This window comes from Caballeronia ptereochthonis (genome assembly GCF_001545075.1).
GTDB classification, from domain to species: domain Bacteria; phylum Pseudomonadota; class Gammaproteobacteria; order Burkholderiales; family Burkholderiaceae; genus Caballeronia; species Caballeronia ptereochthonis.
The window spans coordinates 182,843-209,140 of record NZ_FCOB02000011.1; the positions used below are offsets into that span (position 1 = coordinate 182,843).

A 26,298-nucleotide genomic window follows, 5' to 3' on the forward strand; every position below is an offset into this window, starting at 1 on the left:
TTTTTTTTGAACGGTCTGCCTTCCGCGCCCTGCGCTCAGGGTCTACCCGAATCCATCTCAAATTAATTTTTTCGGCACTGAAAACCTCACTATACTTTCCATAGGCAGGACGTTGATCCTTATATGGAACAAAAGAGGCGATCAACGGAAAGCCTTCTGGAACGTGGGAATCATCGCCATCCAGATCCGGAAAACGAGGCGCAAGAACGGCAATTCAGCGGCAACAGGAAAAGCGGGCGGGGTCCGCCCTTGAACCACACGGTTAGGAGAACGAAGGGTGAAGCACATCATCGCAGCGGGGCTCATCGGAGCCGGCGTCGCAACCGGCGCGGCGGCACAAAGCACAGTGACGCTCTACGGCAGCCTCGATGCCGGCATCGCGTACATCAACAACGTCGGCGGCCATCCGAAATGGATGGAGGAGCAGGGCAACATGCAGCCGGATCGTTGGGGCTTTCGCATCGTCGAGGATCTGGGCGGCGGCCTCAAGACCGTCGCGCAGCTGGAGAACGGCTTCTATACGAACACGGGCAACTTCGCGAAGGCCGGCACGTTGTGGAATCGTCAGGCGTATCTCGGGCTCGAGCAGGAAGACGTCGGCACGCTGACGCTCGGTCATCAGACACCCTTCAGTTTCGACATGCTCGGGCCGCTTTCCACCGGGTACCTCGCGGCGAGCTGGTACGCGTTCCACCCGGGCAACATCGATGAGCTCGCGGACACGGGCGTCGTGCCGTACGACAATTCGGTCAAGTTCCGCTCAACGAATTTCTACGGCTTTACCGTCGGCGCGATGATGGGCCTCGGCAACACGACGAACTTCTCGACGGGACGGAACTACGGCTTCGGCATCTCGTATGCGAACGGTCCGTTCAAGGCGGCGGCCACATATTCGAACGAGCACGACCGCACGCCCGCGATCGCGACGACGGGCATCACGACGTTCCAGGGGCAGCCCGCGGCGACCTACGTGGCGGACAAGCAGGAAGTGATGGGCGCGGGCGCGTCGTACGAGATCGGCAAGTTCGTCGTGCACGGCCTCTATACGCGTGTCAAGCTGCAGTCGAACGGCTTTTCGAACACGTTCCAGTCATACGATGCGGGACTGACCTTCAAGATGGTGCCGACGAACTGGATCGCGGGCGGCGCGGCCACCACGACCTTCGCCGGCGGCCGCTGGACGCAGTTCGAGATCGGCGACATCTACATGCTCTCGAAGTCGACGCAACTCTACGTGAACGCGCTCTACGAGCACGCGACCTCGGGCGCAAAAGCGGCGTTCTTCACGGCGGGCGTGTCGAGCACGGCGAACCAGGTCATCGTGCTCGCGGGCATTCATCACTCGTTCTAAGCGAAGCGCTTGCGGGCGGCGAGCGCGGCGGTCGGGTCGTCGGCGGAAGGGCGATAGTTGAGCCGCGTGGAGAGTTCCATCGCGGCGGCGCAGATCGTTTCGACGAGGCGCGCCTTCTCCTCGTCCGTGCCGATGTCCGAGCGCGGCACGGTCGCGGCGACGGCCGCGACGATCGCGCCCGAATGATCGCGCACGGGCACGGTGACGACGGAAATGCCGCGCTCGAACGACGCTTCGCTCAGGCCGTAGCCGAGCGCGGCGCACTCGCGCACGCGTTCGTGGAGTTCTTCGACGGTCGCGGGCGTGCGCTCCGTGTATTTCTCGAGCTGCGCTTCAGGATAGAGCGCCTCGAGCGCGGTGAGCGACAGATCGCCCATCAGCACGTGACCGTGCACGGTCGCGTGAGCGGGCAGGCGCGTGCCGACCTGCACTTTCACCGAACTGAAGAGCGGCTCGTGGCTCTGCGCCTTCGCGACGAACACGACGTCGCGCTGATCGCGGATCAGCAGATGCGTGGACAGCCCGGTTGCATCACGCAAGCGCTCGAGGATCGGCGTGCCGAAGTCGGTCAGTTCGAGCGAGTTCACGTATTCGAAGCCGAGCCGCAGCACGGCGACGCCCAGCCTGAAATTGCGGTCGCCGTTCACGCGCTCCAGAAAGCCGAGCGCCTCCAGCGTCTGCAGCAACCGGAAAGTCGTCGTGCGCGGAATGCCGATGCGCCGCGACAGCTCGGGCGCGCCCAGCACGGGCTCGCGCGCCGAGAACTCGGCCAGGATGCGCAAGCCGCGCTCAAGCCCCGGCACGAGATACGAGGAGGCGCCGCCGGACGATTCGTCCTCGGCGGTCTCGGCTGCGGCGCTCTCGCGCGGGGTCTCCTTCCGCGTGTCTTCCTGCTTGCTTGGTCGGGCCATGTTCGGCTGTCGTTGTGGTCGTGCGATGGGCAATCATAGCGCGAGACGATCGGAGCATGTCCCGCCGCGGCTTTCGCAACATGTTATAACATGTTATATTAAGGTCTTGCCGATATCTTCCCGAGGCAATGCGATGAGCTTCGAACCGACCCTCTGGCTGTTCTGCGCGGGCCTGGGTGCGAGCGCGGCGGGTGGCATGCTGGGCATGGCGAGCGGCCTGTTCATCGTGCCCATTCTGACGATGTTCTTCCACCTCGACATGCACGCCGCGATCGGCACGAGCATCGTCTCCGTCATCGCCTGTTCGTGCGGCGGCGCGGCCGCCTTTCTGCGGGGCGGCCTGACGAACGTGCGGCTCGCCGTGGTGCTCGAAACCGGCACGACGCTCGGTGCGCTCACAGGCGTGCTGCTCGCGGGCATCGTCCCGGTCGCCGCGCTGGATTATCTCTTCGCCGGCGTGCTGCTCGTGTCTGCCTGGCAGATGTTCGTGCGTCGCGAGGATCCGGCGCTTTCATCCCTGCCGGCACCGGCCAAAGGACTCGCCGCCGCGCTCGATCTGCATTCGAGTTATCCCGACAGCCGCCTGCACCGCGAGGTTGCCTATGAGGTGCGGCGGGTGCCGGCCGGTCTTACGTTGATGTACGTGGCCGGCCTCGTCTCCGCGCTGCTCGGCATCGGCAGCGGCATCCTGAAGATTCCGGCGATGGACAACGCGCTGCGCTTGCCGATCAAGGTATCGACCGCGACCTCGAACTTCATGATCGGCGTGACGGCTGCCGCGAGCGCGAGCGCGTACTTTCTGCGCGGCGAGATCGTCAGCGCGATCGCCGGGCCCGTCGCACTCGGTTCGGTGCTCGGCGCGGTACTGGGCGCGCGCGTGCTGATGAAAGTGAGAAGCGAGCGCCTGCGCCTGCTGTTTCTTTCGATGCTCGTGCTCGTCGCATGCCAGATGGTTCTGCAGGGCATGGGCGTCAATCTCATGGAGCACACCGGTTGATGAAGTCTCATGCGCACGCTTCGCTCGATAGCCTCCTCGCGCGTTTCCTTCAGTGCGGAACGTGGGCCGCGTGCGTCCTGATCGGCGCGGGGCTGGTGCTCGACGCGCACGCCGCCGGGTTGGGCATGAGGGCGCTGACAGCAGGCGTCGCGCTGTTCATCATGCTGCCCGTTCTGCGCCTCGTGCTGATGCTCGCGATGTTCGCCCGGCAGCGCAACTATCTCTACGTTGCAATCGCTGTGACGGTTCTCGCCCTGATCGCGGCCGGCTGCGTGATCGGGATGCGTCTCGGGCCGCTCGCCGGCTGACGAACGAATCGCGCCACAAGCGCGCACACAACGGTTATTCTCGCTGAGGGCGGCAGACGATCTCGTCGCGTGCGCGAAGACACGCGCTCGTTTCCTCGGGAGAAATCGCAACATGATCGATACGACCGATGTGCTGATTGTCGGCGCAGGCCCCGTCGGCCTGATGCTCGCCGCGGAGCTGAAACGGGACCGCGTGAACGTGCGCCTGATCGACGCGCACGAGGAGCGCACGTTCTTCGTGAAGGCGCTGGGCGTGACCGCGCGCACGCTCGAGATTTTCGAGGATCTCGGCATCGTGCGCGAGGCGATCGATGCAGGCGTCTGGCTCACCGGCGCCGAGACGTTCCAGGACGGCGCGCCCGTGTTCAGCGCGCAGTTTCCGCGCGAAGGAATGCCGTACGGCGCGCTCTCGCTCGCGCAGTTCGAGACCGAGCGCGTTCTGGAGGCCGCGCTCGCGCGACACGGCGGACATGTCGAATACGGCGCGACGCTCGTCGATTTCGCCGAATCGGGCGATGCCATCGATGCGCGCATCCAGCATGCGGACGGCGAGCTCCGCACGCTTCGGTGCCGCTGGCTCGTCGGTTGCGACGGTGCGCGAAGCACGGTGCGGCGTCATCTGAACGGTCGGCGGGCTGGCGGAGGCATTCGTCGGACATGTGCAGCGGCTCGCGGATCACCTCGGGCGCGGTCGCCATACGCTCGTCGGCTATATCGACGATGACGCAGGCGGCGCGCGCGTCGCCGCGTTCGATGCGGCTGTCGATGCGTGGCGCGCGGCGCTCGGCATGGCCGCAGGCGCGGTGCTGTTCGTATCGCCGTCGGTCGGGCGCGCCGCGAGCGAGGCGTATCGCACGCTGAGCGATGTCGACGGGGAGTTCGCAGCGGCGTTGGGCGCGCGCAACGGCATGGCGTGGGTGGTGCGGCCCGACGGACATATCGGATACAGGAGCGCGTCGTGCGAGGCGCATGCGTTGGTCGCCTGGCTCGACAATGTGCGCGGCAGAGCGGCGCAGCGCGCTCGATAGCGTGCCACGCGGTCGAATCAGCGCTGCACGGTGATCACGTGCGCCTGGATCTTTCCATCGACGGGACCCGCGCCGAACCGCGCTTCGATCGCGGCGGCGCATGCCGATGTCGCCTCGTCCAGACTCGCTCCGGAACGTGATTCGATTTCATTGCGCAAAGGCGTTCCCTGGCAATAGGCGATGGCCGCTACGCGCGCCGATGTCGCGCGGCTTCGCGCCGTCACTGTGTCGACGTCCGGTGTCGCATCGAAACCTGCACGTGCGAGGTCGCGGGCGATGGTCCGCGGATCGAAATAGCCGTGCGGCGTGCGCTCCATGAAAAGCGGCGGGTCCGCGGAAAAGACGCGGCCGAGGGCGCCGCTCACCGTGTCGGCAAAGTCGTTCTGATCGATGCGGTCCCACACGTTGAACAACAGCGTGCCGCCGGGCCGGAGCACGCGCCGCGCTTCGGCGAACGCGGCCGCCTTGTCGGGAAAGAACATCGCGCCGAACTGGCAGGCGACGATATCGAAACTCGCATCGTCGAACGGCAGTTGCAGCGCGTTCGCTTGCCGCCACGTGAGCGGCCTGCCGGCGCCGATTGCTTCCGCGCGATCGAGCATCGCCTGATTCAGGTCCGTTGAGACGATGTCGACATGAGCGGGCAACGTTCGCGCCATCGCGCGCGTGACGATGCCGGTTCCGGCGGCGGTCTCGAGCAGGCGCGAAGGGCCGAGCGCCGCCACTCGCTTCGCCATATCGTCCGCATAGGGCTCGAAGATCATCGGAACGAGGAGCCGGTCATAGATCTCCGGAATCCGGCCGGCGAAATTCGTGTCGGTACGAAGCGTGTTCATGCGCCGCCTCCGGTCATTGCGCTTGCACCGCATGTCAATCCGTTATCCGATTATTCGTGAAGACATGCAAGTCAATTCGCTTCAGGCCGCTTTATCGCAGACGATGAGATGCCTACATTGACGCCAACGCAGGCCAGTTCATTCGACTGAACCGGTCGGACTCGATGTTAATTCAACAGTTCAAGGAAACCATCATGAGCAAACTCGCAGGCAAGGTCGCCGTCGTCACGGGCGCATCGAAGGGAATCGGAGCCGCAATCGCCAAGGCCCTGGCGGCGGAAGGCGCATCGGTGGTGGTCAACTACGCGAGCAGCAAGGCCGGCGCGGATGCCGTCGTCGCGGAGATCAACGCGGCGAACGGCCGTGCGACCGCCATCGGCGGCGATGTCTCGAAGGCGGCGGACGCGCAGGGCATCGTGAACGCGGCGATCGAAACCTATGGCCGGCTCGACATCCTCGTGAACAATTCAGGGATTTACGAATTCGCGCCCATCGAGGAAATCACCGAAGAGCACTTCCATAAGCAATTCAATGTCAACGTGCTCGGCACGCTTCTCACGACGCAGGCCGCCGTGAAGCATCTCGGCGAAGGCGCGAGCATCATCAACGTCAGTTCGGTCGCGAGCCGCATCACCCCGCCGGCGACCGCGGTCTATAGCGGCACGAAGGGCGCGGTCGATGCGATCACCGGTGCGCTCGCGCGCGAACTCGGCCCGAAGAAGATTCGCGTGAACTCGATCAATCCGGGCGTCGTGGTGACCGAAGGCACGCATACAGCGGGCGTCATCGGTTCCGACTTCGAAACGGCGGCGCTTGCGCAAACTCCGCTCGGCCGGCTGGGTCAACCGGACGACATCGCGTCGGTCGCGGTGTTCCTGGCTTCCGACGATGCGCGCTGGATGACAGGTGAGAATCTCATTGCGAGCGGCGGCATGCGGTAAGGCCCAGGTGTATCGACGGGCGGTTTGGATTTTGTATCTGGCGCGCCCGTGCATCTCCCCGGACAATCGGCAGCTCTCTCTCGCCGGAACCCGCAAAGATGCCACACACACCGCAACTGCTCGCATTCGCGCTCGTCGCGCTCGGCATGGCGCTCACGCCCGGGCCGAACATGGTCTATCTGATCTCGCGTTCCATCTGTCAGGGCCGCGCGGCCGGGCTGATTTCGCTCGGCGGCGTTGCGCTCGGCTTCGTGTTCTACATGCTGTGCGCGGCGTTAGGCATCACCGCGCTTCTGATTGCCGTCCCCTTCGCCTACGACACGCTGCGCCTGGGCGGCGCGCTGTATCTGCTGTATCTCGCGTGGCAGGCGGTGAGGCCGGGCGGCCGCTCGCCCTTCCAGGTGCGTGACCTGCCCGTCGACAGCCCGCGCAAGCTCTTCACGATGGGCTTCGTCACGAATCTGCTGAACCCGAAGATCGCCGTGCTGTATCTGTCGCTGCTGCCGCAGTTCATCGATCCGCAGCACGGCAGCGTGCTCGGTCAGTCGATCGTCTTCGGCGTGGTGCAGATCACGCTGAGCATCGCCGTCAACTCGACGGTCGCGATGACGGCCGGAACCATCGCCGTGTTTCTCGGGCGCAGGCCGGCATGGCTTCTCATCCAGCGCTGGCTGATGGGCACCGTGCTCGCCGGGCTCGCGGTGAGGATGGCGACCGAGGCGCGCCGCTGACTCGATCGGCGGCGGTCGTCCGTTGCCGCCGGATGCGTGATCAGTGGCTCACAGCCGGGGCCACCGCATCGCGCATGCGCTTCACGTCGCGCGTCGTGACGGGCACCGCATCGTTGCCCCATGCCGAGCGAACGAACGTCAGCACGCGGGCGATTTCCGTATCGGTGAGCTTGTCGGCGAACGCGGGCATTTTCTTGGGCTCCGGCCCTTGCCCGGTCGATGGCGGGCGTCCGCCCTGAAGCACCAGCCTGATGAGCGAGTCCGGCTTCTCCGAGAGCACGGCCGGATTGCCCGCAAGCCGCGGATACTTGAACGCGACGCCCGCGCCGTCGCTCCTGTGACAGCGCGCGCACGTGCTCAGGTAGAGTCCCGCGCCCGGGCGCTCGTCGTCGCCGGTGCGCAGCGCGGCCACGCTCTGCCGGGCGGATGGCGATTGCGCGTCGTATGTGCCGCCGCTTCCCTTCGCGGGCAGGGCCTTCAGATAGGAGGCAATCGCGTTCAGATCCCGATCGTCCAGATACTGCGTGCTGTCCTCGACAACCTGCACCATGCTGCCGAACGTGGCGAGCCCCGCGCCGTGTCCGGTCCTGAGAAACGCGGCAATGTCCTCGGCGGAAATGCGGCCGAGGCCGGCGCCGGCCGCACCCGTCAGGTTCGGCGCGTGCCAGTGATCGTTGGTGCCGCCCGCGAGATACGCGCCCGACGATTCCGTGTAACCGAGTTCGTTATAGGCAGGCCCGCGCGGTGTGTGACACGCGCCGCAATGTCCGAGCGATTGCACGAGATACGCGCCGCGATTCCACTGCGCGTCGCGGTTCGGATCGGGGACAAAGGGCTTCGTCGGCGAGAACGCGAGGCTCCAGAACGCGAGCGCCCAGCGCTGGTTGAACGGAAACGGCAGGCGCGTCTTGGGCGCCGCTTGCGGCACCGGCTCGACGCCATGCATGAAATATGCATAGAGCGCACGCATGTCGTCGTCATCGATCTTCGAGAACGACGGGTAAGGCATCGCCGGATAAAGGCGCTTGCCGCCCGGCGCGACGCCTTCGCGCAGCGCGCGCGCGAAGTCTTCATAGCTGTAGCGTCCGATGCCGTAGCGCGTATCGGGAGTGATGTTGCTCGACCAGATCGTGCCGAAAGGCGATCCCATCGGCAGGCCGCCTGCGAACGGATGCGGCTGCGGCTTTCCGGGCACGGGTGCGGCCGTGTGGCAGCCGGCGCAATCGGCGGCTTTCGCGAGATAGGCGCCGCGCGTGACGAGATCGGGCGACGATGCCGGCGTGTCCGCATGCGGACGCTGCGGCCATGCGATCATCGCCGCAAGCGTGACGAAGAGGTGAAGGAAGGCGCGGCGTCCGTGATCCATGACGTTCACCGTCCGCCGCAGGGAGACACGAGCAGCCACGCCAGGTCGGTGGCGATCAGCGCGAACACGAAGAGCGCGCTCGCCAGCGCGCCTGCGCGCGCGATGAACGTATCGCGTGCGGCGTGCCGGTCGATCGGCCCATGTTCCGTCGGCACCGATGCGAGCTCGCCGGTACGCCGCCAGTTGCCCCACGCGATGACCGCGCCCGCGACGCCGAGCAGCAGCGCACACGACGCGACGATCAGCAGTCCGTGTTCGAGCCACGGCAGCGCGGGCGCATTCACCGGGCGTTCGTGCGGGAAGCATCCCCATGCGGCCAGCGTCTGCGCGAGCGTCGTCTGCGCCATCCACGCGGCGGGCGCGAGCAGCAGGCCGAGCGCGAGCGCCACGCCGCCGGGCCGCGCTGGATGCCTGTTCACGTCGACGGGCGATGCATCGTTCATCTCATCTCGCCAGCACGTAGGGCGACAGATACAGCGTCGCGAAGATGAAGAGCCATACGACATCGACGAAATGCCAGTAAAGCCCGCCGATGGTGAGCGCCGCCGAGCGCGCCCGGTCGAAGTAGCCGAGCGCGGTCCACAGCAGCAGGAACGCCAGCACGACCAGACCGACGAGCACGTGCATCATGTGAAAGCCGGTGATCGTAAAGTACAGCGAGCCGTAGAGATGCGTCGTGAGGCCGTATGGATGATCGGCCCATTCCTTGAGCTGGATGGCGACGAAGGTCGAGCCGAGCGAGATGGCGATCGCGAGCATGAGCACGCCCATGCCGCGCCTGCCGCGTCGCACGAAGCGCTCGCTCGCCCACACGAACACGCTGCTCGACAGGAGAACGCAGCTGTTCCCGATGCCGAGACCGAGCTTCGGCATGCCTTCGGGCGGCCAGCGATCCGTCGTCTGCGAAGCCAGATAAAGATACGAGAAGATGAGATAGCCGAAGAGCGCGGCTTCGGTTGCGACGAGCGTGAGGCATCCCCACCATCCGCCCGAACGTTCGCCCGGGCTGCCGATGGGCAGGCTCGCGCGCTCGGGCAGCGCTTCTGCTAGTTCGCTCATGAGACCGCTCCCGGACGCCGGGGCTGCGCCGCGTCGTCGCGCTGGCCCAGTTCGCGCCGCGGCCACAGCCACACCACGATGGCCGCGCCGCACGCGAGCAGCATCAGCGCGGCGAACCACCACGCGGTCAGCGCGAGCCCGGTGAAGAACAACAGCGACGCGACGCCGAGCCAGAAGGGCGCATACGAGTCTTCGGGCATCTTGAGGATGACGTCCGGGTCGCCGTCGAGCGCGGTGGTGCCGAGCGCCTCGCGTCCCTCGTCGAGCACGTAGCCGCGCGAGAGCTGCGAGCGCATCCTTCCGGAGATGCGTTCCTCCCACAGCGGATGACGGCTCGCGATGCACGGCACGATCGCGAAGTTATAGGGCGGCGGCGGGGATGATGTCGCCCATTCGAGCGTGGGCGCATCCCACGGGTTGTCGCCGGCAACGGGACCGCGCCGCAGGCTGTAAATGAAATCGCAGAGAAACACGAGCACGCCGATCGCAAAGACGAACGCGCCGATGGACGTGATCATGTTCACCGTGTTCCAGCCCATGTCGGGCGCATAGGTATAGATGCGCCGCGGCATGCCGAGCAAGCCTGCGATATGCATCGGAAAGAACGCGATATTGAAGCCCGCGAACAGAATCCAGAAGCCAACGCGTCCGATGCGCTCGCTCATCATGCGGCCCGTGAACTTGGGGAACCAGAAGTAGATGCCGCCGATCACCGGAAACACGTTGATGCCGAGCAATACGTAGTGCAGGTGCGCGACGATGAAGTACGTATCCGTGAGCTGCCAGTCGAGCGGCACGGCGGCGGTCAGCACGCCCGACAGCCCGCCGATCACGAACAGGAACACGAAGCCCGCGAAGTACAGGAACGGCACGCGAAACACGGGCCTGCCGGTCCAGATGGTCGCGATCCACGCGAAGGTCGCGACCGCGCTCGGAATCGCGATGACCATGCTCGCCGCGCCGAAGAAAGAGAGCGCGAGCGCGGGGATGCCGGTCGCGAACATATGGTGAATCCACACGACGAAGCCGATGACCATCGTTGCGACCGTCGACAGCGCGACCGGCAGATAGCCGACGAGCGGCCTGCGGCAGAACACCGGCAGCGCGTCGGAGACGATGCCCATGGCGGGCAGCACGACGGCATAGACCCACGGATGCGCGAAGATCCAGAAGAGATGCTGCCAAAGCAGCGCGCGGCCGCCGTTGACCACGTCGAAGAAGTGCGTGCCGATGCGCCTGTCGAGCCACAGCAGGAAGAACGCGAGACTCACCGACGGCACCGCGAGCAGGTTGCCGCCCGACGCCGTCAGCGTGCCCCACACGAGCACCGGCACGCGATCGAGCGACATGCCCGGCGCGCGCATGCGCAGAAACGTGACGACGAAGTTCATCGAGCCGACCGTCGTCGAGATGCCGAGCAGGACCATGCCGAGCGCATAGACGTCGATGTTCGGCCCCGTGTTGTAGGTGAGACCCGCGAGCGGCGCATAGTTGAACCAGCCCGCATTGGGCGCTTCGCCGAACGGAAAACTCGCGTAGAGAAAGAGTCCCGCGAAAAGAAAGATCCAGTACGACAGCGCGTTCAGGCGCGGGAACGCCATGTCGCGCGCGCCGAGAATGAGCGGCCACAGATAGTTCGAGAAGCCGGACAGCACGGGCAGCGCGTAGAGGAAGATCATCGTGACGCCGTGCATCGTGAAGAGCTGGTTGTATTGCTCGGGCGTAAGCAGCGTCGCCTCGGGGCGCGCGAGCTGCACGCGCATCACCAGCGCCTCGATGCCGCCCGCGATCAGGAAGGCGAACGCCGTGACGAGATAGCGCAGGCCGATGCGCTTGTGATCGACCGTCGAGAGCCAGCCGCGCCAGCCGGCCGGCGTCTCCCAGATGTCGCGCAGTCTGCGCTCCTTGACACTGCCGGGTTCGATGCGGCCGATCGTGAGCGAGCGTTGCAGCAGCGCAGGCGAGGAAGCGTGTTCGGTCATTGCAGTGTGCGAAGGTAGGCGGAAAGCGCGATGGCGTCCGCTGGGGAGAGCGCGATCGACGGCATCAGCGAATCGGGCTTGATGCGCTGAGCGTGCTGGATCCAGTCGAGCTGGTCCTGCGCGGTGTTCGGCAGCGCGCCCGCCGCGATGAGCCTGCGCGAGTTCAGATGGGTGAGATCGGGCGCCTGCCTGCCGTTGGCATCGCTGCCGCGCACGGCGTGGCAACCTGCACAGCGATCGAGAAAGAGCTTCTCTCCGGCCCGGGCGCTTGCTTCCGATGCATGCGGCAGCGCCTGTGCCGCGTACCACGCATCGAACCGCGCGTGCGGCTCGGCGATCACTTCGAAAGCCATGTGCGCATGCTGCGCGCCGCAGAACTGCGAACATTGCCCGCGATAGACGCCCGCGCGGTCCGCCTCGATCCATTGCTCGTTGACGATGCCCGGTATCGTCTGGGTCTTGCCCGCGAGACGCGGCACCCAGAACGCATGAACGACATCGGCGCTGCGCAGCTCGATCTTCACGGGCTCGCCGACCGGAATATGGATCTCGTTGGCGGTCGTCACTTCCGGCTTGCCGCCGCGAACGTAGTCGATCCTCCACCACCAGTCGTAGGCGGTGACGGCGATGGTCAGGCCCGGCTCTCTGCGCGGAGACGCGACGGACTCCAGCGTGACGAGGACATACGCGAGCGCCGCGAAGAGCGCGACCGACGAGATGCCGGTGCCGATCCATACCCAGTGCAGTCCGCCGCCTTCGGCCTGAACGTGTCGGGCGTCGAGTTCGGTGGGCGGTGGACGCTTGCGCAGAATTGCCCCGGCGAGCAGAACGCTCACGATCAGCGCGACCGCTACCGCCAGCGCCGCGAGCGCCCAGCCGAGGTGCATGGTCGGCATGGCGGCGGGGCCGTCGGCGTGAAGGAAGTAGTTCAGCGGCGCATCGGCATGCGCGCCCGGTGCACAGGCGAGCGCGCCGAGAACGGCGATCGCGGCGCGGGTGCTTCGTCTAGCACAATCGGTCGTGATGTGCGTAGCAAGCATCCGCAATCGTCTCCGCAAAGGTGGGGTCCAGTCGATTCGAGCGCGGCCAATCGCGCGTCATTCATCGTCGCTTTAGCTCGCTTTAGCAATCGGCGGTCCCGACGATCGGCTTACGACTGAATTGCTCCGTCGATGAAACTATTTATCGAAACCCAGGCCATAGCGTTTTTTCAACCGGCGATACTCGAGAATCGTTTTCATCAGTCGAATGCAAGCACACAACGCGATTAAATTTTTGATGCCCGTTCCCTATTTGAATTGCTTTAAGCTTCCTGAATCGTTACGACGTACTAACGTATTCATGGCGGCGCGAGATTGCTAGCCGGTCGCGCGCCCGATCCGTTCGACACATCCATCGCGGGCTCGTGCTCCGGTCGAACGCAACGCCGCCGCTCCCGGCGTCATGTGGGGTCAGCGGTTCTCCGGGCCATCGCGGTTTTCGCGCATCGGTCAAGCGGGGCGTGATCTTTCATCTCTTCGCATCGAAGCCGGGCGGCCGCCGGCCTCGTGCATCTGCAAGCGTTCTCGATCGCTGTTTCTCTCTTGTCAAGAACGCAATGCCTTCCATCGAATTCTCAATTTCAGATATGCGCATGACAGCGATCATCTCATTCATCTCGTCAGGCATAGCTTGCTTCATTGCTTCTTTCTTCATTGTCCCGCGCTTCATTTCGCGCCCACGGGCTGCGGCGTCGTTGGCTGGCGCAACGGCCGTGCTGCTGGCGGCATGCGGGGGCGGTGACGGCGGCGCGGGCAGTCCCGGCGGATCGCAGACGGCGTCCGGTGCTTCGAGCGCTTCGGGTTCGGGCACGGGGTCCGCGGGCTCAGAAAGCTCGCCCGGCACATCGGCTCCCGCCGCCGTGATCGCGCCCGCGGGCAGCATCTTCTATGGCATGAACGGCCATATCAATGCCGGCGGCGCCTATGCGGCCGCGAGCCCCGCACTGCAACTCTCGCAACTGAAGGATCTCAACGTCACGTTGTATCGAAACGACGTCTCCAGTCAGGCGGAAGCGGTCAAGCTCGCGAGCCTCGCGCAGACGATGCAGCCGTCCGGCGTGACGGTCTATCCCGTGCTGCTGCAGCTAGTCAAAAACTTCTCCGACGAAGAAACCGCCTATCAGGCGTCGTACACGCTCGCTCAACAGATCGTCAACGTGCAGAAGTACGCCTACTACGAAGTCACGAACGAACTCGCCCCGCAGTGCCTCGTCGGCTGGGTCGACGGCGTGCATAGCACCGACTACGACAACCGGTGCTTCCAGATCGCGCGCGGCATCATTCGCGGGATGATCGCGGGCATCAAGTCCGTCGATCCGGCGGGCAAGATCATCATCGGCGGGAACACGTGGATGCACTACGGCTTCGACCAGATGCTCGCGAACGGCACGCAACCGGACGGCACGAACGGTCATCCCGTCGTCACATGGGACATCACCGCGTGGCACTGGTATTCGGAGCAGGGCGACATCCGGCACGCATGCGGCGGTTCGGGCTGCTACGACGTGATCGGCACGCTCAAGTCCTTCGGCAAGCCGATCTGGATCAACGAAGTGGGCATTCGCCCGGACTTCCCCGGAACGCCGGACCAGGCAGCGACGTTCCTCTATAACGACATGCTCAACGCGCTCATGTCGATTGCGCCGCAGTACGACATCGAATCACTCCAGGTCTATGAACTCTACGATGACCCTCCAACCGGCCAGGGACCGTACGGCATCATGTTGAACGACGGCACGACGCACAAGCCGGACTATGCCGCGGTCAGGAACTTCATCGCCGCCAAGCCGAAATAGACTCAGCCGATGAAGCCGGGCAGGCCCGCGGCCGCGTCGCTGCGTGCAAGATCGAGCGCTGGCTTCAGCAATGCGTCGAAAGCCGCATCGCTTTCCGGCCGCGGGAAATGCGCGCGAAGGAAGTCCGCCCAGCGAAAATCCGCGAGCGGCACGTCGGTCTTGTCATAGCCGCCGGCGTCGCGCACGAATGCCGCGAGGCTGCGGAACTCGTCGTTCACGGCGTCCCACATGTGCCGGGGCATGTCGCGGAAAGGCACGCGGCGGCGCTCAGCGTCATAGGGATAGACCCATGAACGGTTTTCCAGCGCCAGCCAGAATTCGGCGGGCGAAAGCGAAGACAAGTCCCTGACCAGGACGAACGGCACGCGCTTCACGCCGACGCGCGACAACGCACACGTGACATGATGATGGTCGATGACGAACGGCTCGTCATTCGGCCCGAGCACGATCGCGATCGGTTTTTCGGCGATGGCCATCTCCAGATCGTGGCCGCTCAGCGCCTGATACGCCGCTGTCTTCTGCCTGATCTGGCGCTCGCCGTGCGTCATCTGCGTCGGGCGCAGGCGATCGATTTTCAGTGTATTCATATCCCGGTTCCCGTCGAGCAATGACGGGCCCGTATTTCTCAGGCAAGCGGCGTTCCCGGTGGGAACCGCTTTTGCTTCCCGCAGAAGCAGGGGCGCAACGATGGGCATAAAAACCGGCCACCATGGCCGCACGCCGCGCAAAAGCGCGCGGAACCCGCTTCGCTGGATCAACGGGCTGGCGGTGCTACGCGCGTACCAGGCGCGGTGGCTGGTCCACGACTTCATCGCCGGGCTGTCGGTGAGCGCCGTGCTCGTGCCCGCGGGTATGGCTTATGCCGAAGCCGCCGGGCTGCCGGCGGTGAACGGCCTCTACGCGTCCTTCGCGGCGATGCTCGCGTATGCGCTCTTCGGCCCGAGCCGCTTTCTCGTCATCGGTCCGGATTCGGCGCTCGTCGCGCTCATCGTCGCGAGCATCGTGCCCCTGAGCCACGGCGACGCGCATCGCGCGCTGGTCGCGGCCGGCGCGCTCGCGGTGCTGGCGGGCGCGATCTGCATCGTCGTCGGTTTGCTGAAGCTCGGCTTCGTCACCGAGCTCCTGTCGCTGCCGGTCCGATACGGCTTTCTCAACGGCATCATCCTGACGATCATCGTCGGTCAGACGCCGAAGCTGCTCGGCTTCAAGGGCAAGGGCGAATCGTTTTTCGAGCAGGTGAACGATCTGATCGACGGGCTATCGGCCGCGAAGGTGAACCTGACGTCGTTCGGCATCGGCATCGGCGCGCTCGCGCTGATCCTGCTGTGCAAGCGATTCTGGCCGAGACTGCCGGCCGTGCTGATCGCGGTGGGGCTGGCTAGCGCAATCGTGAAAGCGATGGATCTGGCCACGCGCGCGGGCGTCGCGACGGTCGGCAGCATTCCGCGCGGTCTGCCGTCGATCGAGCTGCCGCTGATGCCGCTCGATCAATGGTGGCAACTCGCGGGCGCGGCGGCGGCAATCGCGCTCGTCTCGTTCACGGACGTCGTCGTGCTGTCCCGCACCTACGAGGTGCGCAACAAGGAAACCGTCGACCGCAACCAGGAATGCGTCGCGCTCGGCCTGTCGAATATCGCGGCGGGGCTGTTTCAGGGCTTCGCGGTGAGCGCGAGCGGCTCGCGCACGCCCGTGGCCGAAGCCGCCGGCGCCAAGACGCAGCTGACTGGCGTGATCGCCGCGCTGGTCGTGGCGTTGTTGCTGGTGCTCGCGCCGCACGCGCTCACGAGCACGCCGCAATCGTCGCTCGCGGCCGTGGTGATTGCCGCATGCCTCGGCATGCTGGAAGTGCGCGGCGTGATACGGCTCTATCGGCTGCGCAAGAGCGAGTTCGTCCAGGCGCTCGTGTGCTTCGTGGGCGTGACGGTGCTGGGCGTCGTCAACGGCATCGCGCTCGCGCTGGCGCTGACGGTGCTGTCTTTCCTGTGGCGCGCGTGGCGTCCGTATGACGCGGTGCTCGGTCGCATCGACGGACGCAAGGGTTATCACGACGTATCGCGTCATCCGGAAGCGCGGCGCGTGCCCGGTCTCGTGCTGTTCCGCTGGGACGCGCCGCTCTTCTTCGCCAATGCGGAGATCTTTCGCGAGCACGTGCTCGGCGCGATCGAAGCATCCGGTGAAACCGTGCACTGGATGGTCATCGCGGCGGAGCCGGTGACGGACATCGACCTGACGGCTGCCGAAGTGCTTGAGCGATTGCACGACGAGCTCGCCGAAAAAGGCATCACGCTGTGCTTCGCGGAGTTGAAAGGGCCGGTGAAGGACAACCTGAAGCGCTATGGCGTGCTTCGGAAGATCGGCGAGGAACGCCTGTTTCCCACCATCGGCGAGGCGGTCAGCGGTTATCTCGCGACGCATGATGTCGAATGGCGCGACTGGGAGGATGCATGAGCCGCGCGCCTGGGCCGGGCGCAATCATTGCCGGGACTGCGCATGAACCGTGGACTTCGACAGGAAGCATGCGACGAAAGCGATGGAAGCGCGACAGTGTTCCTTCGATCGCGCTGTCCGCAAGAGATGCACGGCATCCTACTTGTCCTTGTGGCCGGGCAGGACTGCGCCGAGCACCTGCTTCGCCGTATCGACGATCACATGGCTCTGGTTCGGATCGCCCTTCATGAGCGTCGTCGCGAACGCCTTCGCCTGCGCGAGCGTGATATGCGGCGGCAGCGGCGGCACATTGGGGTCCGCCTTCACCTCGATCACGACCGGACGGTCCGACGCGAATGCTTCGTCCCAGAGCGCTGCGACGCGCTCGGCATCGTCGACATAAATGCCTTTGAGGCCGATCAGCTCCGCGAACTTGTGATAAGGCACCGACGGAATGTCCTGCGACGCCTCGAACTTCGGGTCGCCCTCCATCACGCGCTGCTCCCATGTGACCTGGTTCAGATCCTCGTTGTTGAGCACCATGCAGATCCAGCGCGGATCGGACCATTGCTTCCAGTACTTCGCCACCGTGATGAGCTCGGCCATGTTGTTCATCTGCATCGCGCCGTCGCCGACCAGTGCGACGACCGGCCGCTCCGGATGCGCGAACTTCGCCGCGATCGCATACGGCACGGCCGCGCCCATCGACGCGAGCCCGCCCGAGAGCGAGCACATCATGCCGCGCTTCACCTTGAGGTCGCGCGCATACCAGTTCGCCACCGACCCCGAATCGCTCGTGACGATCGCGTTCGCCGGCACGCGCGGCGACAACTCCCACACCGTGCGCTGCGGATTGACGCCGCCTTTCGCGGGCTCGATGGCGCGCTTCTCCAGCGTCTTCCACCAGTCGACGATCGAGCCTTCGATGTCCTTGCGCCACGCGCGGTCCGTCTTCTTCTGCAACAGGGGCAGAAGCGCGCGCAAGGTCTCGGCGCTGTCGCCGACGAGATTCACTTCCATCGGATAGCGGATGGAGAGCATGTCCGCCTTGATGTCGATCTGCACGCCGCGCGCGGCGCCTTCCTTCGGCAGAAATTCGGAGTAGGGAAAGCCCGAGCCGATCATGAGCAGCGTGTCGCAGCCGGTCATCAGCTTGTAGCTCGGCTCGGTGCCGAGCAGGCCGATGGAGCCGGTGACGAACGGCAGATCGTCGGGCAACGCGGCCTTGCCGAGCAGCGCCTTCGCCACGCCCGCGCCGAGCTTTTCCGCGACGGCGATGACTTCGTCGGTCGCCTGCAATGCGCCCGCACCGACCAGCATCGCGACCTTCTTGCCGGCGTTGAGGACATCGGCGGCGCGTTGGAGGTCGTCGGAATAGGGCACCATTTTCGGCGCACGGTAACCCACGCCCGAATGCAGCGTGCCGTGCTTGCGGCCCGGCGGCTCGTATTCGAGGTCCTGCAGATCGTTGGGCAGCACGAGCGCGGTTACCCTGCGTTCGGACAACGCGATGCGCACCGCGCGATCGACGAGATGGCGTATCTGCGCGGGCACGCTCGCCTGCTGCACGAAGGCGCCAGCGACGTCCTTGAACATCGCGGGGAGATCGATTTCCTGCTGATAGTGGCCGCCGAGCGCCGCGCGCGCCTGCTGGCCCGCGATCGCGAGCACGGGCATGTGATCGAGGCGCGCATCGTAGAGGCCGGTGAGCAGATGCGATGCGCCCGGCCCCGAGGTCGCGATGCACACGCCCAGCTCGCCGGTGAACTTGGCATGCGCCGAAGCCATGAACGCGGCCATCTCTTCATGGCGAGCCTGAATGAATTCGATCCTGCCTTTCGCGCGATTGAGCGCGCCGAACACGCCATTGATGCCGTCGCCGGGATAGCCATAGATGCGCCGCACGCCCCAGGCGTGCAGACGATCGATCAAAAAATCGCCGACGGTGGTGGTCATGATGGAAGTCTCCGGAAGACAGAAATCGGGAAGTGCGGATGCATGCCGAACCGGCCAGAGGGTGCTTGCACACATCGCCTGCACGCTTCGATGCGCAAACGACATGCCGCTTCCCGTCTTCCAAGGCAAGCGCGTGGTGATGGAAAGCGAATGGAAGGCCATGCGCCGGCTCTGTCCGGACGACGCGGGATCGATGATTGCTTCACGTCGATGGTTCATACGCTGATTCCGGCACCGAAGGCCTTCCGCGCATTCGGGCACGGCGGCGTTCATTTCGATGCACAAGGAACGAGCGACATGGCGCTCATGCCTCTCACCCTTCAATGGCCGGACGGTCACGACGAGACAGTCGAGGCCTGCGTGCGGCGCGCTTACGCGTTGGTCCCGGCCGGCAGGACATCGGCCTTTGCATTCGCGTGATGCTTCGCCGCACCCAGCGCGGCCTCGAAGCTGTCCAGCGGACGGTCGCGCATCTCGGTGTAGCCGTCCGCGTCGATCATGTAGGACCAGATGTACCGTCCTGTTGGATCGTGGTCCACGGTGATCTCGACGGTATGGCCGTTGCGAACATAGGTTTCGGTAGCCATGATGTGATCTCTTCAGTCAGTGAAATGCGCCTTGCAGCGTGAGCGGCCGTTCACGACATACCCGCGCCGCGCAGTCGCTTGAGGACGAGTATCGCGGCAGCTGGCAGATGCACGATGCCGAAGCCCAGTGCGAGCACGAGCCATCGCGGCAAGGGAAGATCCAGCGTGTAGGCGCCCATCGCGCCGAATGCGAGGCCCACGACGATCAGCACGACATGGGCCGTTCGGCGCTTCGCGGCTCCGCTCGTGAAGCTCGGTATCTCGTAGTGTGCGTAGCAGACGACTACGCCCATCAGCGCAGCCGCTAACAGGGCTTGCCAGGCGATCATCGGCTCGCCGTGCGTGGGTTACCGGCGTGTCGAATCGGGGGGAACGCGATTTTTCTCCTGCGTCGAGGGCAATTCGTTTTCCGATGCCTCGTGCGTGCGCTTTTCGCGCTCGTCCAGTTTGCGCTGCTTCGTGTCCAAACTGGAAGTCGCGGGCGAACCGTCGCGGCCGACGGGTTCATCCATGTCGTCCGCGGTGGCGTGCGGCACGTGCTCGTTCACACGCGCCGAACCGGGTTCGTGTTGCATGAGGGTCTCCCGTTGGTGACATTGCCTCGACGCGAGCAATCTGCGTACCCGCGTGCGGCGCCGCATCGGCAGGTTCGGCACTTGCCGCCCTTCTCGCATGACGAGGACTTTACCAGCGCGTGGAGGAACTGCAACTTGCGCTATCGCGTGCATTCGGCTCGCTCAAGGCACCGGCCGTCAGCGTGCTCGATGAAGGCGACGAACTCATCATGAACCTGTCATGGGTGATCGAGACCGGCCGCGACACCACGCTCGATTCACGCTGCAGCGCATCTATCCGCTTCGCATCGCGCCAGATCGATCGCTATTCCGCGATGGCCACCGACCGGCGCAGGCACGTTCAGGCTCGCCTGATCGAGCGCCTGAGGGACGCCTTCACACAGTCGCGCGAAGGGCGGCCGAACGCGAACGAATGCTCGCTGGACATGAGCGCGGAAGACGGCTGGTTCGACGCGCCCGATGCTCCAAGCTGATTCGGTCGGCCGCCGCGTGCCGGTTCACCAGCCTTGCGCGCCGCCGTTGCCCGTGGAAGGGCTCGTCGATCCGTTCGAATTGCCGCCGTTCATGCGCGGCTGCATGCCGCCGGGACCCTGAGTGTTTCCTTTACCCGCGGCACTCGTTCCGTTCGCCGTACCGCCCAAGCCCGACTGTCCTCCGGACGGGCCGCCATTGGAGCCGGGGCCGGATGGAGCGGTCGCGGCATTTTTCGCGCTCGACGGGCCGTTGCTGGCGCCCGGTTGCGTCTGATCGGCGGTCGCCAGCGCGGCCCCCGACAGGCCCAGCATCAACAGGGAGATAACGAGTTTTCTGGTCGCTTGCATGACATGTCTCCGGGAATCAGGACGTTCGTGCGTGCTCGAAGTCGTCCATCGATTCGTGCGCAAGGCGTGTTCCGGCCCGTTTCGCTCGTGGCCTCATTCAAGCCCTTCATGCTCGAACGCGAGCTTGACGGCGGGCCGCTCGCGCATGCGTTTGTAGAACGCATGGAGATTCGCCGGCGCATCGATGCCCATCTTCTTCGCCCACGTCAGCATCGTGAAAAGATAGGCGTCCGCGACGCTCATCGCATCGCCGAACAGATAATCGCCCCGCATCATCTTCGAGGCGAGCGCGAAACGCTGGCCGATTTTCTCGCGCGCCGCCGCCGCTTCCGCATCGCAAGCCGGACGGAACACGCGGCCGAACTGCTTGTGAATCTCGGTCGAGATGAACGCGAGCATCTCCAGCAGGCGCAGGTTGCCGTCGTCGCCCGAAGGTGCGAGCTGCGGCGCGCGCTGCGCGACCCACCAGAGAATCGCGATGTTCTCGGTGAGACGCTTGCCGTCGTCGAATTCGACGACGGGCACGTAGCCCTTGGGATTGATCTCGTCGAACGGCCGGCCGTCCTCCGTCTGCCTGGTCTTGAGATCGACCTTCACGCGGTCGAACTTCATGCCCGCTTCGTGCATCGCGATGTGATCGGCGAGACTGCACGCGCCGGGCGAGAGATAGAGTTTCATGGCGCGGCTCCTGGGTTGGTGGTCGCCTGCACGGCGACCGTTGATACGTGAGCAAGGCGTATGCCGCATGGTACCGCGGCTGACGTTTCGCACCGGCCGGAGCGTGCAGACCCTGAGGCAGCGCACGATTCAGGCAATGACCCGGTTGGTTTCAGGCGGATTGCCGCAGCGTATGCGCCGCCGCGACCATGTTCTTCAACGCCGGAATGACCTCATCCCATTGCCGCGTCTTGAGGCCGCAGTCCGGATTCACCCACAGGCGCTCGGCGGGAATGCGCTCCGCCGCCTTCTTCATCAGCCCGACGATGTGTTCCTGGCTCGGGATGTTCGGCGAATGGATGTCATACACGCCCGGCCCGATCTGGTTCGGATAGCTGAACTCGTCGAAGGCGTCGAGCAGTTCCATGTCGGAGCGCGAGGTTTCGATGGTGATGACGTCGGCATCCATATCCGCGATGGACGCGATGATGTCGTTGAACTCCGAGTAGCACATGTGCGTGTGGATCTGCGTTTCGTCCCTCACGCCATTGGCCGTGATGCGGAACGATTCCACCGCCCAGCGCAGATACTCGCCCCATTGCGAGCGCCGCAGCGGCAGGCCTTCGCGCAGCGCAGCCTCGTCGATCTGAATGACGCGCACGCCGGCTTTCTCGAGATCGAGCACTTCCTCGCGGATCGCGAGCGCGAGCTGATGGCACGACACCGAACGCGGCTGATCGTCGCGCACGAACGACCAGTTGAGGATCGTGACCGGACCGGTCAGCATGCCTTTCATCGGCTTGTTCGTCTGCGCTTGCGCGTACTTGATCCATTCGACGGTCATCGCCTTCGGGCGGCTGATGTCGCCGAAGAGGATCGGCGGCTTCACGCAGCGCGAGCCGTAGGACTGCACCCAGCCGAACTGGCTGAACGCGTAGCCGTCGAGTTGTTCGCCGAAATATTCGACCATGTCGTTGCGTTCGGCCTCGCCATGCACGAGCACGTCGAGGCCGAGCGCTTCCTGCTCTTTCACGGCGCGCGTGATCTCGCGTTCCATCGCGATCCTGTAGCCTGCCATGTCGAGCGCACCGCTCCTGAACTGACTGCGCGCATGACGGATCTCGCTCGTTTGCGGGAACGAGCCGATGGTCGTCGTCGGATAAGCGGGGAGGTCGAGAATCGCGGCCTGCTTCTGCGCGCGCTGCGCATAGGCGCTCGCGCGCCGGCCGAACGTCGCGTCGATCTTCGCGATCGCAGCCTTGACTGCCGGGTTGTGCACGCGCGTCGACGTGCGGCGGCTTTCTATGGCGGCGGCATTGGCCGCGAGCGCATCGGCGACGGAGGCGCGTCCGTGATTCAGCGCGCTCGCGAGCACGCTCAGTTCATCGAGCTTTTGTAGTGCGAACGCGAGCCACGACCTGATCTCGGCATCGAGCTTTTCTTCGCTCGTCAGATCGACGGGCGTGTGCAGCAGCGAGCAGGAAGGCGCGATCCACAGGCGATTGCCGAGCGAAGCATGCAGCGGCTCGAGCCATTCGAGCGTGGCGTTCAGATCGGTCTTCCAGATGTTGCGGCCGTTGATCGCGCCGACCGACAGCACCGCCGAATCTGGCAACACGCACGCCGCTTTCGAGACTTCCTCGCGCGCGTTGATCGCATCGATATGCAGGCCGTCCACAGGCAGCTTGCACGCGAGATCGAGGTTCTCCCGCAGTTGACCGAAATAGGTCGCGAGAAGCAGGCGCACGCGGCGCGCGGAGAGCGCATCGTATGCGGTGACGAAGGCGTCGCGCCACTTCGCATCGAGTTCGGTGACGAGCGCGGGTTCGTCGATCTGCACCCACTCGATGCCGAGCGCCGCGAAATGATCGAGCAGCGCCGCATACACCGGCAACAGGCGCGGCAGGAGCGCGAGCTTGTCCGAATCGTCCTTCGTCTTGCCGAGCCACAGATACGTCACCGGTCCGATGAGCACCGGCTTCGCATTCACGCCGAGCCTGCGCGCTTCGCCGAGCTGTTCGACGAGACGCGACGTATCGAGCGTGAACTGCGTGGCCGCATCGAGCTCGGGGACGATGTAGTGATAGTTCGTGTCGAACCACTTGGTCATTTCGCCGGCGGCCACGCCGCCGCAGCATGCCGCGTGTTGTTCGGCATTCTGCGCCGAGCGCCCGCGCGCGACGCGGAAGTAGTTGTCGAGCGAATCGCCGTGAAAGCCTCTCACGCGTTCGGGCAGATTGCCGAGCGTGAAGCTCATGTCGAGCACCTGATCGTAGAACGCGAAATCGCCGACGGGCACGAAGTCGAGGCGCGCCTGATCCTGCCAGTGACGCGCGCGCAACTGCGTGCCGACCGTCTTCAGTTCGTCGCGGGAGGACTGGTTCTTCCAGTAGCTTTCGAGTGCGAACTTCAGTTCGCGCTGCGCGCCGATGCGCGGGAAACCCAGGTTGTGTGTCGTGATCATCGTGCGTTTTCTTGTCGGATAAGGCGAAAAGAGGGGAACTGGCTGCGATGATAGAATTTCCATTGCATGAATAAAAATGGTTTAATTTCATGCATCGATCAATTTTGCTCATGAGGGAAGCCGATGCTCGAACGCGCTCATCTGATGGTCGTGAGAGAAGTGGAGCGCCAGGGCTCGCTGACCGCCGCCGCCGACGTGCTGAATCTCACGCAGTCCGCGCTGAGCCATACCGTGAAGAAGATGGAGCAGCAACTGGGCACGCAGGTGTGGACGCGTGAAGGCCGCTCGATGCGGCTCACGCAGGCCGGCCAGTATCTGCTTGGTCTCGCGAACCGGCTGCTGCCGCAGTTCGAGCACGCGGAAGCGCGCATGAGGCAGTACGCGCGGGGCGAGCGGGGCACCTTGCGGATCGGCATGGAATGTCACCCGTGCTACCAGTGGCTGCTCAAGGTCGTCGCGCCGTATCTCGCGCGCTGGCCCGATGTCGATGTCGATGTGAAGCAGCGCTTCCAGTTCGGCGGCATCGGCGCGCTGTTCGGCTATGACATCGACGTGCTCGTGACGCCCGATCCGCTGACGAAGCCGGGCCTGCGCTTCGAGCCGGTGTTCGACTACGAGCAGGTGCTGGTCGTGCCGGAGGGGCACGCGCTCGCCCATGTGCCTCATGTCACGCCCGAGCAGATCGCGCAGGAAGTGCTGATCACGTATCCGGTGGAAACGGATCGGCTCGACATCTACACGCAGTTCCTGACGCCCGCGAACGCCGTGCCCCGGCGCCACAAGGTGATCGAAACGACGGACATCATGTTGCAGATGGTAGCGAGCGGGCGAGGCGTGGCCGCGCTGCCGCGCTGGCTCGCGGAGGAGTATGCGGACTGGATGCCGATCGTCGCGAAGAAGCTCGGCAAGAAGGGCATCGCGAAGCAGATCTTTCTCGGCACACGGGAAGCCGACGATGCGATCGACTATCTCTCCGCGTTCATCGCACTCGCGCGCGATGCGGACTGGGCGCAGGCGCGCATTCGCGCATGAAGCGGAATACCGGCACATCTTCCCTGTGACGGCGACGCTCCGGGCGCGAGACTGCGCGCCCGACGTGGGCTTTGTGTCGATTCGCGTGAGGACAGGCACAATACGCCTTCGACATCCGAGCCGACCCGCGAGAGGTCGCCGGTCTCCGCTCACTCATCGCTGTCATGAACCCACAACGCCGCGCATCGAACTCCCCGCGTTTCCTGCTGTTTCTCGTTTGCCTCTTTGCTTCCGCCGGGCAGCTCGCCATCGACATCTACGTGCCCGCCCTGCCCGCGATGGCGCGTTACTTCGCCACCTCGCCGCAGGCGATCCAGTCGAGCGTGTCGGGCTACATGGCGGCGTATGCGATCGGCCAGCTGGTCTTCGGGCCCATCGCCGACGCTTACGGACGCAAGCGCGTGCTCGCCTTCGGGCTCATCGTCTTCACGGCGGGATGCCTGCTTTCGCTTTCCGCAACGAGCCTCGAGACCTTCCTCTTCGCGCGCTGCCTGCAGGGCTTCGGCATCGCCGCGACCAATCTGCTCGCGAAAGCGATCATCACCGATTCGTTTTCCGGGCAGGCGCTGATGCACGCGTTCACGTACATGTCGATCGCGTGGGGCGTCGCGCCGATTGTCGCCCCCGTGATCGGCGCGCACCTGCAGGAGTGGTTCGACTGGCAGGCGTGTCTCGTCTTTCTGCTGATCTATTCGCTCGTCATGTGGGCGTTTGTGTGGCGCTATCGCGAGACCTTGCCGCGTCCCGTGCATCTGGCGCCGCGCACGCTGATGACCAACGCGGGCAAGGTGCTCGCGAGCCCGGTGTTCCAGAGCTGCTTTCTCGCGCAGGGCCTGTGCTACAGCATTCTGCTCGTGTTCAACATCGTCGGGCCGTTCATGGTGCAGAACACGCTGCACAAGCCGCCGACTTACTTCGGCTACCTCGCGCTCGGCATCGGCATGATGTATTTTCTCGGCGGCCTGTCGAACCGCGTGCACGGTCCGCGGCTGCCGAACGCCGAGCAACGGCTGCGCATCGGTGCGCGGGTGATGGCGTGCGCGTCCATCGCCATGCTGCTGCTCGCGCTGACGGTCGGCCTGCGCGTGTGGACGCTCGCGACGCCCGTGCTCGTGATGGGTTTCTGCGCGGGCGCGATGTACCCGACGCTGATGGCCAAGGGCAACTCGTTGTTCCCGCACATCGCGGGCCTGACGAGCGCGATTCTCGGATGCGCGCTGCTGCTCGTGTCGTCGGCGATGATGGGGCTCGCCGGATTCGTTTCGGTGCAGGTCCTGACGCCGCTCGCGGTGTTCTTCGTTCTGCTCGCGCTGACGGTCGTCATGATGGTCACGCTGTTGCTGCGGCACCTCGAGCAATCACGGAACGACGAATGTGTCGTGCGCCGCGGAGTCGATGCGGCCTGAACGCATGGCACGTTCGTTCTATTTGCG

The 26,298-nt window shown here is 65.0% G+C and carries 29 protein-coding genes; 13 read left to right on the top strand and 16 right to left on the bottom strand.

Annotation, left to right across the window (positions count from 1 at the left end):
* Positions 1-277 precede the first annotated feature (277 nt).
* Complete coding sequence (locus AWB83_RS14015; RefSeq protein ID WP_087046153.1) at positions 278-1,351, top strand: porin; 1,074 nt, start codon at positions 278-280, stop codon at positions 1,349-1,351.
* Here the strand turns inward: AWB83_RS14015 and AWB83_RS14020 are convergent.
* On the bottom strand, positions 1,348-2,262 hold the full coding sequence (locus AWB83_RS14020; protein WP_087046154.1) for an IclR family transcriptional regulator: 915 nt from the start codon (positions 2,260-2,262) through the stop codon (positions 1,348-1,350). The two genes, AWB83_RS14015 and AWB83_RS14020, sit on opposite strands and share 4 nt — an antisense overlap.
* A gap of 133 nt (positions 2,263-2,395) precedes the next feature.
* Between AWB83_RS14020 and AWB83_RS14025 the strand changes: the two genes are divergently transcribed.
* From AWB83_RS14025 to AWB83_RS37250, 4 genes are all read left to right on the top strand, one after another.
* Positions 2,396-3,259 carry a sulfite exporter TauE/SafE family protein gene (locus AWB83_RS14025; protein WP_087046155.1) on the top strand — a complete coding sequence of 288 codons (864 nt, stop codon included), beginning with the start codon at positions 2,396-2,398 and terminating at the stop codon, positions 3,257-3,259.
* Positions 3,259-3,567, top strand: a complete 309-nt coding sequence (locus AWB83_RS14030; RefSeq protein WP_167389112.1) for a DUF1634 domain-containing protein — start codon at positions 3,259-3,261, stop codon at positions 3,565-3,567. The genes AWB83_RS14025 and AWB83_RS14030 overlap by 1 nt, the downstream gene beginning before the upstream one ends.
* A gap of 112 nt (positions 3,568-3,679) precedes the next feature.
* On the top strand, positions 3,680-4,291 hold the full coding sequence (locus tag AWB83_RS14035; protein ID WP_244197723.1) for an FAD-dependent monooxygenase: 612 nt from the start codon (positions 3,680-3,682) through the stop codon (positions 4,289-4,291).
* The gene (locus tag AWB83_RS37250; protein ID WP_244197724.1) at positions 4,227-4,595 is read left to right on the top strand and encodes a hypothetical protein; all 369 of its coding nucleotides are present in this window, start codon (positions 4,227-4,229) and stop codon (positions 4,593-4,595) included. Before AWB83_RS14035 ends, AWB83_RS37250 begins: the two co-directional genes overlap by 65 nt.
* A gap of 17 nt (positions 4,596-4,612) precedes the next feature.
* Here AWB83_RS37250 and AWB83_RS14040 read toward each other — a convergent pair whose 3' ends face one another.
* Complete coding sequence (locus tag AWB83_RS14040; RefSeq protein WP_087046157.1) at positions 4,613-5,431, bottom strand: class I SAM-dependent methyltransferase; 819 nt, start codon at positions 5,429-5,431, stop codon at positions 4,613-4,615.
* Between the two features lie 194 nt (positions 5,432-5,625).
* Here AWB83_RS14040 and AWB83_RS14045 point away from each other — a divergent pair, with 194 nt between their 5' ends.
* Together AWB83_RS14045 and AWB83_RS14050 are read left to right on the top strand one after the other, a co-directional pair.
* Positions 5,626-6,372 carry an SDR family NAD(P)-dependent oxidoreductase gene (locus tag AWB83_RS14045; RefSeq protein WP_087046206.1) on the top strand — a complete coding sequence of 249 codons (747 nt, stop codon included), beginning with the start codon at positions 5,626-5,628 and terminating at the stop codon, positions 6,370-6,372.
* Positions 6,373-6,470: 98 nt separating this feature from the next.
* Positions 6,471-7,103: a LysE family translocator gene (locus tag AWB83_RS14050; RefSeq protein WP_087046158.1), complete on the top strand. Its 633-nt coding sequence runs from the start codon at positions 6,471-6,473 to the stop codon at positions 7,101-7,103.
* Between the two features lie 40 nt (positions 7,104-7,143).
* On the opposite strand, the gene AWB83_RS14055 is transcribed toward AWB83_RS14050, so the two are convergent.
* The 6 genes from AWB83_RS14055 to AWB83_RS36095 form a co-directional block, all read right to left on the bottom strand.
* Complete coding sequence (locus AWB83_RS14055; protein WP_244197729.1) at positions 7,144-8,418, bottom strand: c-type cytochrome; 1,275 nt, start codon at positions 8,416-8,418, stop codon at positions 7,144-7,146.
* Between the two features lie 56 nt (positions 8,419-8,474).
* Positions 8,475-8,912: a hypothetical protein gene (locus AWB83_RS14060; protein WP_087046160.1), complete on the bottom strand. Its 438-nt coding sequence runs from the start codon at positions 8,910-8,912 to the stop codon at positions 8,475-8,477.
* Position 8,913: 1 nt separating this feature from the next.
* Positions 8,914-9,528, bottom strand: a complete 615-nt coding sequence (locus AWB83_RS14065; RefSeq protein ID WP_087046161.1) for a cytochrome c oxidase subunit 3 — start codon at positions 9,526-9,528, stop codon at positions 8,914-8,916.
* Positions 9,525-11,510, bottom strand: coding sequence for a cytochrome c oxidase subunit I (ctaD, locus tag AWB83_RS14070; protein WP_087046162.1), 1,986 nt, complete (start codon positions 11,508-11,510; stop codon positions 9,525-9,527). Before ctaD ends, AWB83_RS14065 begins: the two co-directional genes overlap by 4 nt.
* Complete coding sequence (gene coxB / locus AWB83_RS14075) at positions 11,507-12,550, bottom strand: cytochrome c oxidase subunit II (protein ID WP_087046163.1); 1,044 nt, start codon at positions 12,548-12,550, stop codon at positions 11,507-11,509. Before coxB ends, ctaD begins: the two co-directional genes overlap by 4 nt.
* 469 nt (positions 12,551-13,019) lie before the next feature.
* The gene (locus AWB83_RS36095) at positions 13,020-13,205 is read right to left on the bottom strand and encodes a hypothetical protein (protein WP_143750052.1); all 186 of its coding nucleotides are present in this window, start codon (positions 13,203-13,205) and stop codon (positions 13,020-13,022) included.
* A 40-nt stretch (positions 13,206-13,245) separates the two neighbouring features.
* Between AWB83_RS36095 and AWB83_RS14085 the strand changes: the two genes are divergently transcribed.
* Complete coding sequence (locus tag AWB83_RS14085; RefSeq protein ID WP_244197725.1) at positions 13,246-14,346, top strand: glycoside hydrolase 5 family protein; 1,101 nt, start codon at positions 13,246-13,248, stop codon at positions 14,344-14,346.
* 2 nt (positions 14,347-14,348) lie between these two features.
* Here the strand turns inward: AWB83_RS14085 and AWB83_RS14090 are convergent, their stop codons facing one another.
* Positions 14,349-14,933 (bottom strand): ParB-like protein, encoded by a 585-nt coding sequence (locus AWB83_RS14090; protein ID WP_087046165.1) that lies wholly within the window; start codon positions 14,931-14,933, stop codon positions 14,349-14,351.
* Between the two features lie 100 nt (positions 14,934-15,033).
* Between AWB83_RS14090 and AWB83_RS14095 the strand changes: the two genes are divergently transcribed.
* Entirely contained in the window at positions 15,034-16,794 is a 1,761-nt protein-coding gene (locus AWB83_RS14095; RefSeq protein WP_087046166.1) for a SulP family inorganic anion transporter, read from the top strand.
* 138 nt (positions 16,795-16,932) lie between these two features.
* On the opposite strand, the gene AWB83_RS14100 is transcribed toward AWB83_RS14095, so the two are convergent.
* Entirely contained in the window at positions 16,933-18,729 is a 1,797-nt protein-coding gene (locus AWB83_RS14100; protein ID WP_087046208.1) for a thiamine pyrophosphate-requiring protein, read from the bottom strand.
* Between AWB83_RS14100 and AWB83_RS36490 the strand changes: the two genes are divergently transcribed.
* A complete protein-coding gene (locus tag AWB83_RS36490; protein WP_159463053.1) occupies positions 18,728-18,955 on the top strand; it encodes a hypothetical protein in 228 nt (75 codons plus the stop codon). The genes AWB83_RS14100 and AWB83_RS36490 overlap by 2 nt on opposite strands.
* Before the next feature lie 145 nt (positions 18,956-19,100).
* Here the strand turns inward: AWB83_RS36490 and AWB83_RS14105 are convergent, their stop codons facing one another.
* From AWB83_RS14105 to AWB83_RS14115, 3 genes are read right to left on the bottom strand one after another with little or no spacing between them, the layout of a single operon-like run.
* Positions 19,101-19,316 (bottom strand): hypothetical protein, encoded by a 216-nt coding sequence (locus tag AWB83_RS14105; protein ID WP_087046167.1) that lies wholly within the window; start codon positions 19,314-19,316, stop codon positions 19,101-19,103.
* Between the two features lie 50 nt (positions 19,317-19,366).
* A complete protein-coding gene (locus AWB83_RS14110) occupies positions 19,367-19,645 on the bottom strand; it encodes a hypothetical protein (protein ID WP_087046168.1) in 279 nt (92 codons plus the stop codon).
* A gap of 18 nt (positions 19,646-19,663) precedes the next feature.
* Positions 19,664-19,891, bottom strand: a complete 228-nt coding sequence (locus tag AWB83_RS14115; protein WP_087046169.1) for a hypothetical protein — start codon at positions 19,889-19,891, stop codon at positions 19,664-19,666.
* Positions 19,892-20,010: 119 nt separating this feature from the next.
* On the opposite strand from AWB83_RS14115, the gene AWB83_RS14120 reads away from it, so the two are divergent.
* The gene (locus AWB83_RS14120; protein ID WP_087046170.1) at positions 20,011-20,364 is read left to right on the top strand and encodes a DUF3022 domain-containing protein; all 354 of its coding nucleotides are present in this window, start codon (positions 20,011-20,013) and stop codon (positions 20,362-20,364) included.
* A gap of 24 nt (positions 20,365-20,388) precedes the next feature.
* On the opposite strand, the gene AWB83_RS14125 is transcribed toward AWB83_RS14120, so the two are convergent.
* From AWB83_RS14125 to metE, 3 genes are all read right to left on the bottom strand, one after another.
* Positions 20,389-20,712 (bottom strand): hypothetical protein, encoded by a 324-nt coding sequence (locus AWB83_RS14125; protein WP_143750053.1) that lies wholly within the window; start codon positions 20,710-20,712, stop codon positions 20,389-20,391.
* A gap of 93 nt (positions 20,713-20,805) precedes the next feature.
* Positions 20,806-21,390, bottom strand: a complete 585-nt coding sequence (locus AWB83_RS14130) for a glutathione binding-like protein (RefSeq protein ID WP_087046172.1) — start codon at positions 21,388-21,390, stop codon at positions 20,806-20,808.
* A gap of 151 nt (positions 21,391-21,541) precedes the next feature.
* Positions 21,542-23,833 (bottom strand): 5-methyltetrahydropteroyltriglutamate--homocysteine S-methyltransferase, encoded by a 2,292-nt coding sequence (gene metE, locus AWB83_RS14135; protein WP_087046173.1) that lies wholly within the window; start codon positions 23,831-23,833, stop codon positions 21,542-21,544.
* Between the two features lie 123 nt (positions 23,834-23,956).
* On the opposite strand from metE, the gene AWB83_RS14140 reads away from it, so the two are divergent.
* Complete coding sequence (locus AWB83_RS14140; protein ID WP_087046174.1) at positions 23,957-24,865, top strand: LysR family transcriptional regulator; 909 nt, start codon at positions 23,957-23,959, stop codon at positions 24,863-24,865.
* Between the two features lie 164 nt (positions 24,866-25,029).
* Positions 25,030-26,271, top strand: coding sequence for a multidrug effflux MFS transporter (locus AWB83_RS14145; protein ID WP_087046175.1), 1,242 nt, complete (start codon positions 25,030-25,032; stop codon positions 26,269-26,271).
* Positions 26,272-26,298 lie beyond the last annotated feature (27 nt).

Bases quoted from the DNA above. Each gene is read 5' to 3' on its own strand.
- AWB83_RS14020 (WP_087046154.1), bottom strand. From the start codon at position 2,262: ATGGCCCGACCAAGCAAGCAGGAAGACACGCGGAAGGAGACCCCGCGC.
- AWB83_RS14045 (WP_087046206.1), top strand. From the start codon at position 5,626: ATGAGCAAACTCGCAGGCAAGGTCGCCGTCGTCACGGGCGCATCGAAG.
- AWB83_RS36095 (WP_143750052.1), bottom strand. From the start codon at position 13,205: ATGAAGAAAGAAGCAATGAAGCAAGCTATGCCTGACGAGATGAATGAG.
- AWB83_RS14065 (WP_087046161.1), bottom strand. From the start codon at position 9,528: ATGAGCGAACTAGCAGAAGCGCTGCCCGAGCGCGCGAGCCTGCCCATC.
- AWB83_RS14140 (WP_087046174.1), top strand. From the start codon at position 23,957: ATGCTCGAACGCGCTCATCTGATGGTCGTGAGAGAAGTGGAGCGCCAG.
- AWB83_RS14040 (WP_087046157.1), bottom strand. From the start codon at position 5,431: ATGAACACGCTTCGTACCGACACGAATTTCGCCGGCCGGATTCCGGAG.
- AWB83_RS14115 (WP_087046169.1), bottom strand. From the start codon at position 19,891: ATGCAACACGAACCCGGTTCGGCGCGTGTGAACGAGCACGTGCCGCAC.
- AWB83_RS14095 (WP_087046166.1), top strand. From the start codon at position 15,034: ATGGGCATAAAAACCGGCCACCATGGCCGCACGCCGCGCAAAAGCGCG.
- AWB83_RS14050 (WP_087046158.1), top strand. From the start codon at position 6,471: ATGCCACACACACCGCAACTGCTCGCATTCGCGCTCGTCGCGCTCGGC.
- AWB83_RS14035 (WP_244197723.1), top strand. From the start codon at position 3,680: ATGATCGATACGACCGATGTGCTGATTGTCGGCGCAGGCCCCGTCGGC.
- AWB83_RS36490 (WP_159463053.1), top strand. From the start codon at position 18,728: ATGATGGAAGTCTCCGGAAGACAGAAATCGGGAAGTGCGGATGCATGC.
- AWB83_RS14100 (WP_087046208.1), bottom strand. From the start codon at position 18,729: ATGACCACCACCGTCGGCGATTTTTTGATCGATCGTCTGCACGCCTGG.
- AWB83_RS14125 (WP_143750053.1), bottom strand. From the start codon at position 20,712: ATGCAAGCGACCAGAAAACTCGTTATCTCCCTGTTGATGCTGGGCCTG.
- AWB83_RS14060 (WP_087046160.1), bottom strand. From the start codon at position 8,912: ATGAACGATGCATCGCCCGTCGACGTGAACAGGCATCCAGCGCGGCCC.
- metE (WP_087046173.1), bottom strand. From the start codon at position 23,833: ATGATCACGACACACAACCTGGGTTTCCCGCGCATCGGCGCGCAGCGC.
- AWB83_RS14090 (WP_087046165.1), bottom strand. From the start codon at position 14,933: ATGAATACACTGAAAATCGATCGCCTGCGCCCGACGCAGATGACGCAC.
- AWB83_RS14055 (WP_244197729.1), bottom strand. From the start codon at position 8,418: ATGATCGCATGGCCGCAGCGTCCGCATGCGGACACGCCGGCATCGTCG.
- AWB83_RS14110 (WP_087046168.1), bottom strand. From the start codon at position 19,645: ATGATCGCCTGGCAAGCCCTGTTAGCGGCTGCGCTGATGGGCGTAGTC.
- AWB83_RS14130 (WP_087046172.1), bottom strand. From the start codon at position 21,390: ATGAAACTCTATCTCTCGCCCGGCGCGTGCAGTCTCGCCGATCACATC.
- AWB83_RS14145 (WP_087046175.1), top strand. From the start codon at position 25,030: ATGAACCCACAACGCCGCGCATCGAACTCCCCGCGTTTCCTGCTGTTT.
- ctaD (WP_087046162.1), bottom strand. From the start codon at position 11,510: ATGACCGAACACGCTTCCTCGCCTGCGCTGCTGCAACGCTCGCTCACG.
- AWB83_RS14105 (WP_087046167.1), bottom strand. From the start codon at position 19,316: ATGGCTACCGAAACCTATGTTCGCAACGGCCATACCGTCGAGATCACC.
- coxB (WP_087046163.1), bottom strand. From the start codon at position 12,550: ATGCTTGCTACGCACATCACGACCGATTGTGCTAGACGAAGCACCCGC.
- AWB83_RS14030 (WP_167389112.1), top strand. From the start codon at position 3,259: ATGAAGTCTCATGCGCACGCTTCGCTCGATAGCCTCCTCGCGCGTTTC.
- AWB83_RS14025 (WP_087046155.1), top strand. From the start codon at position 2,396: ATGAGCTTCGAACCGACCCTCTGGCTGTTCTGCGCGGGCCTGGGTGCG.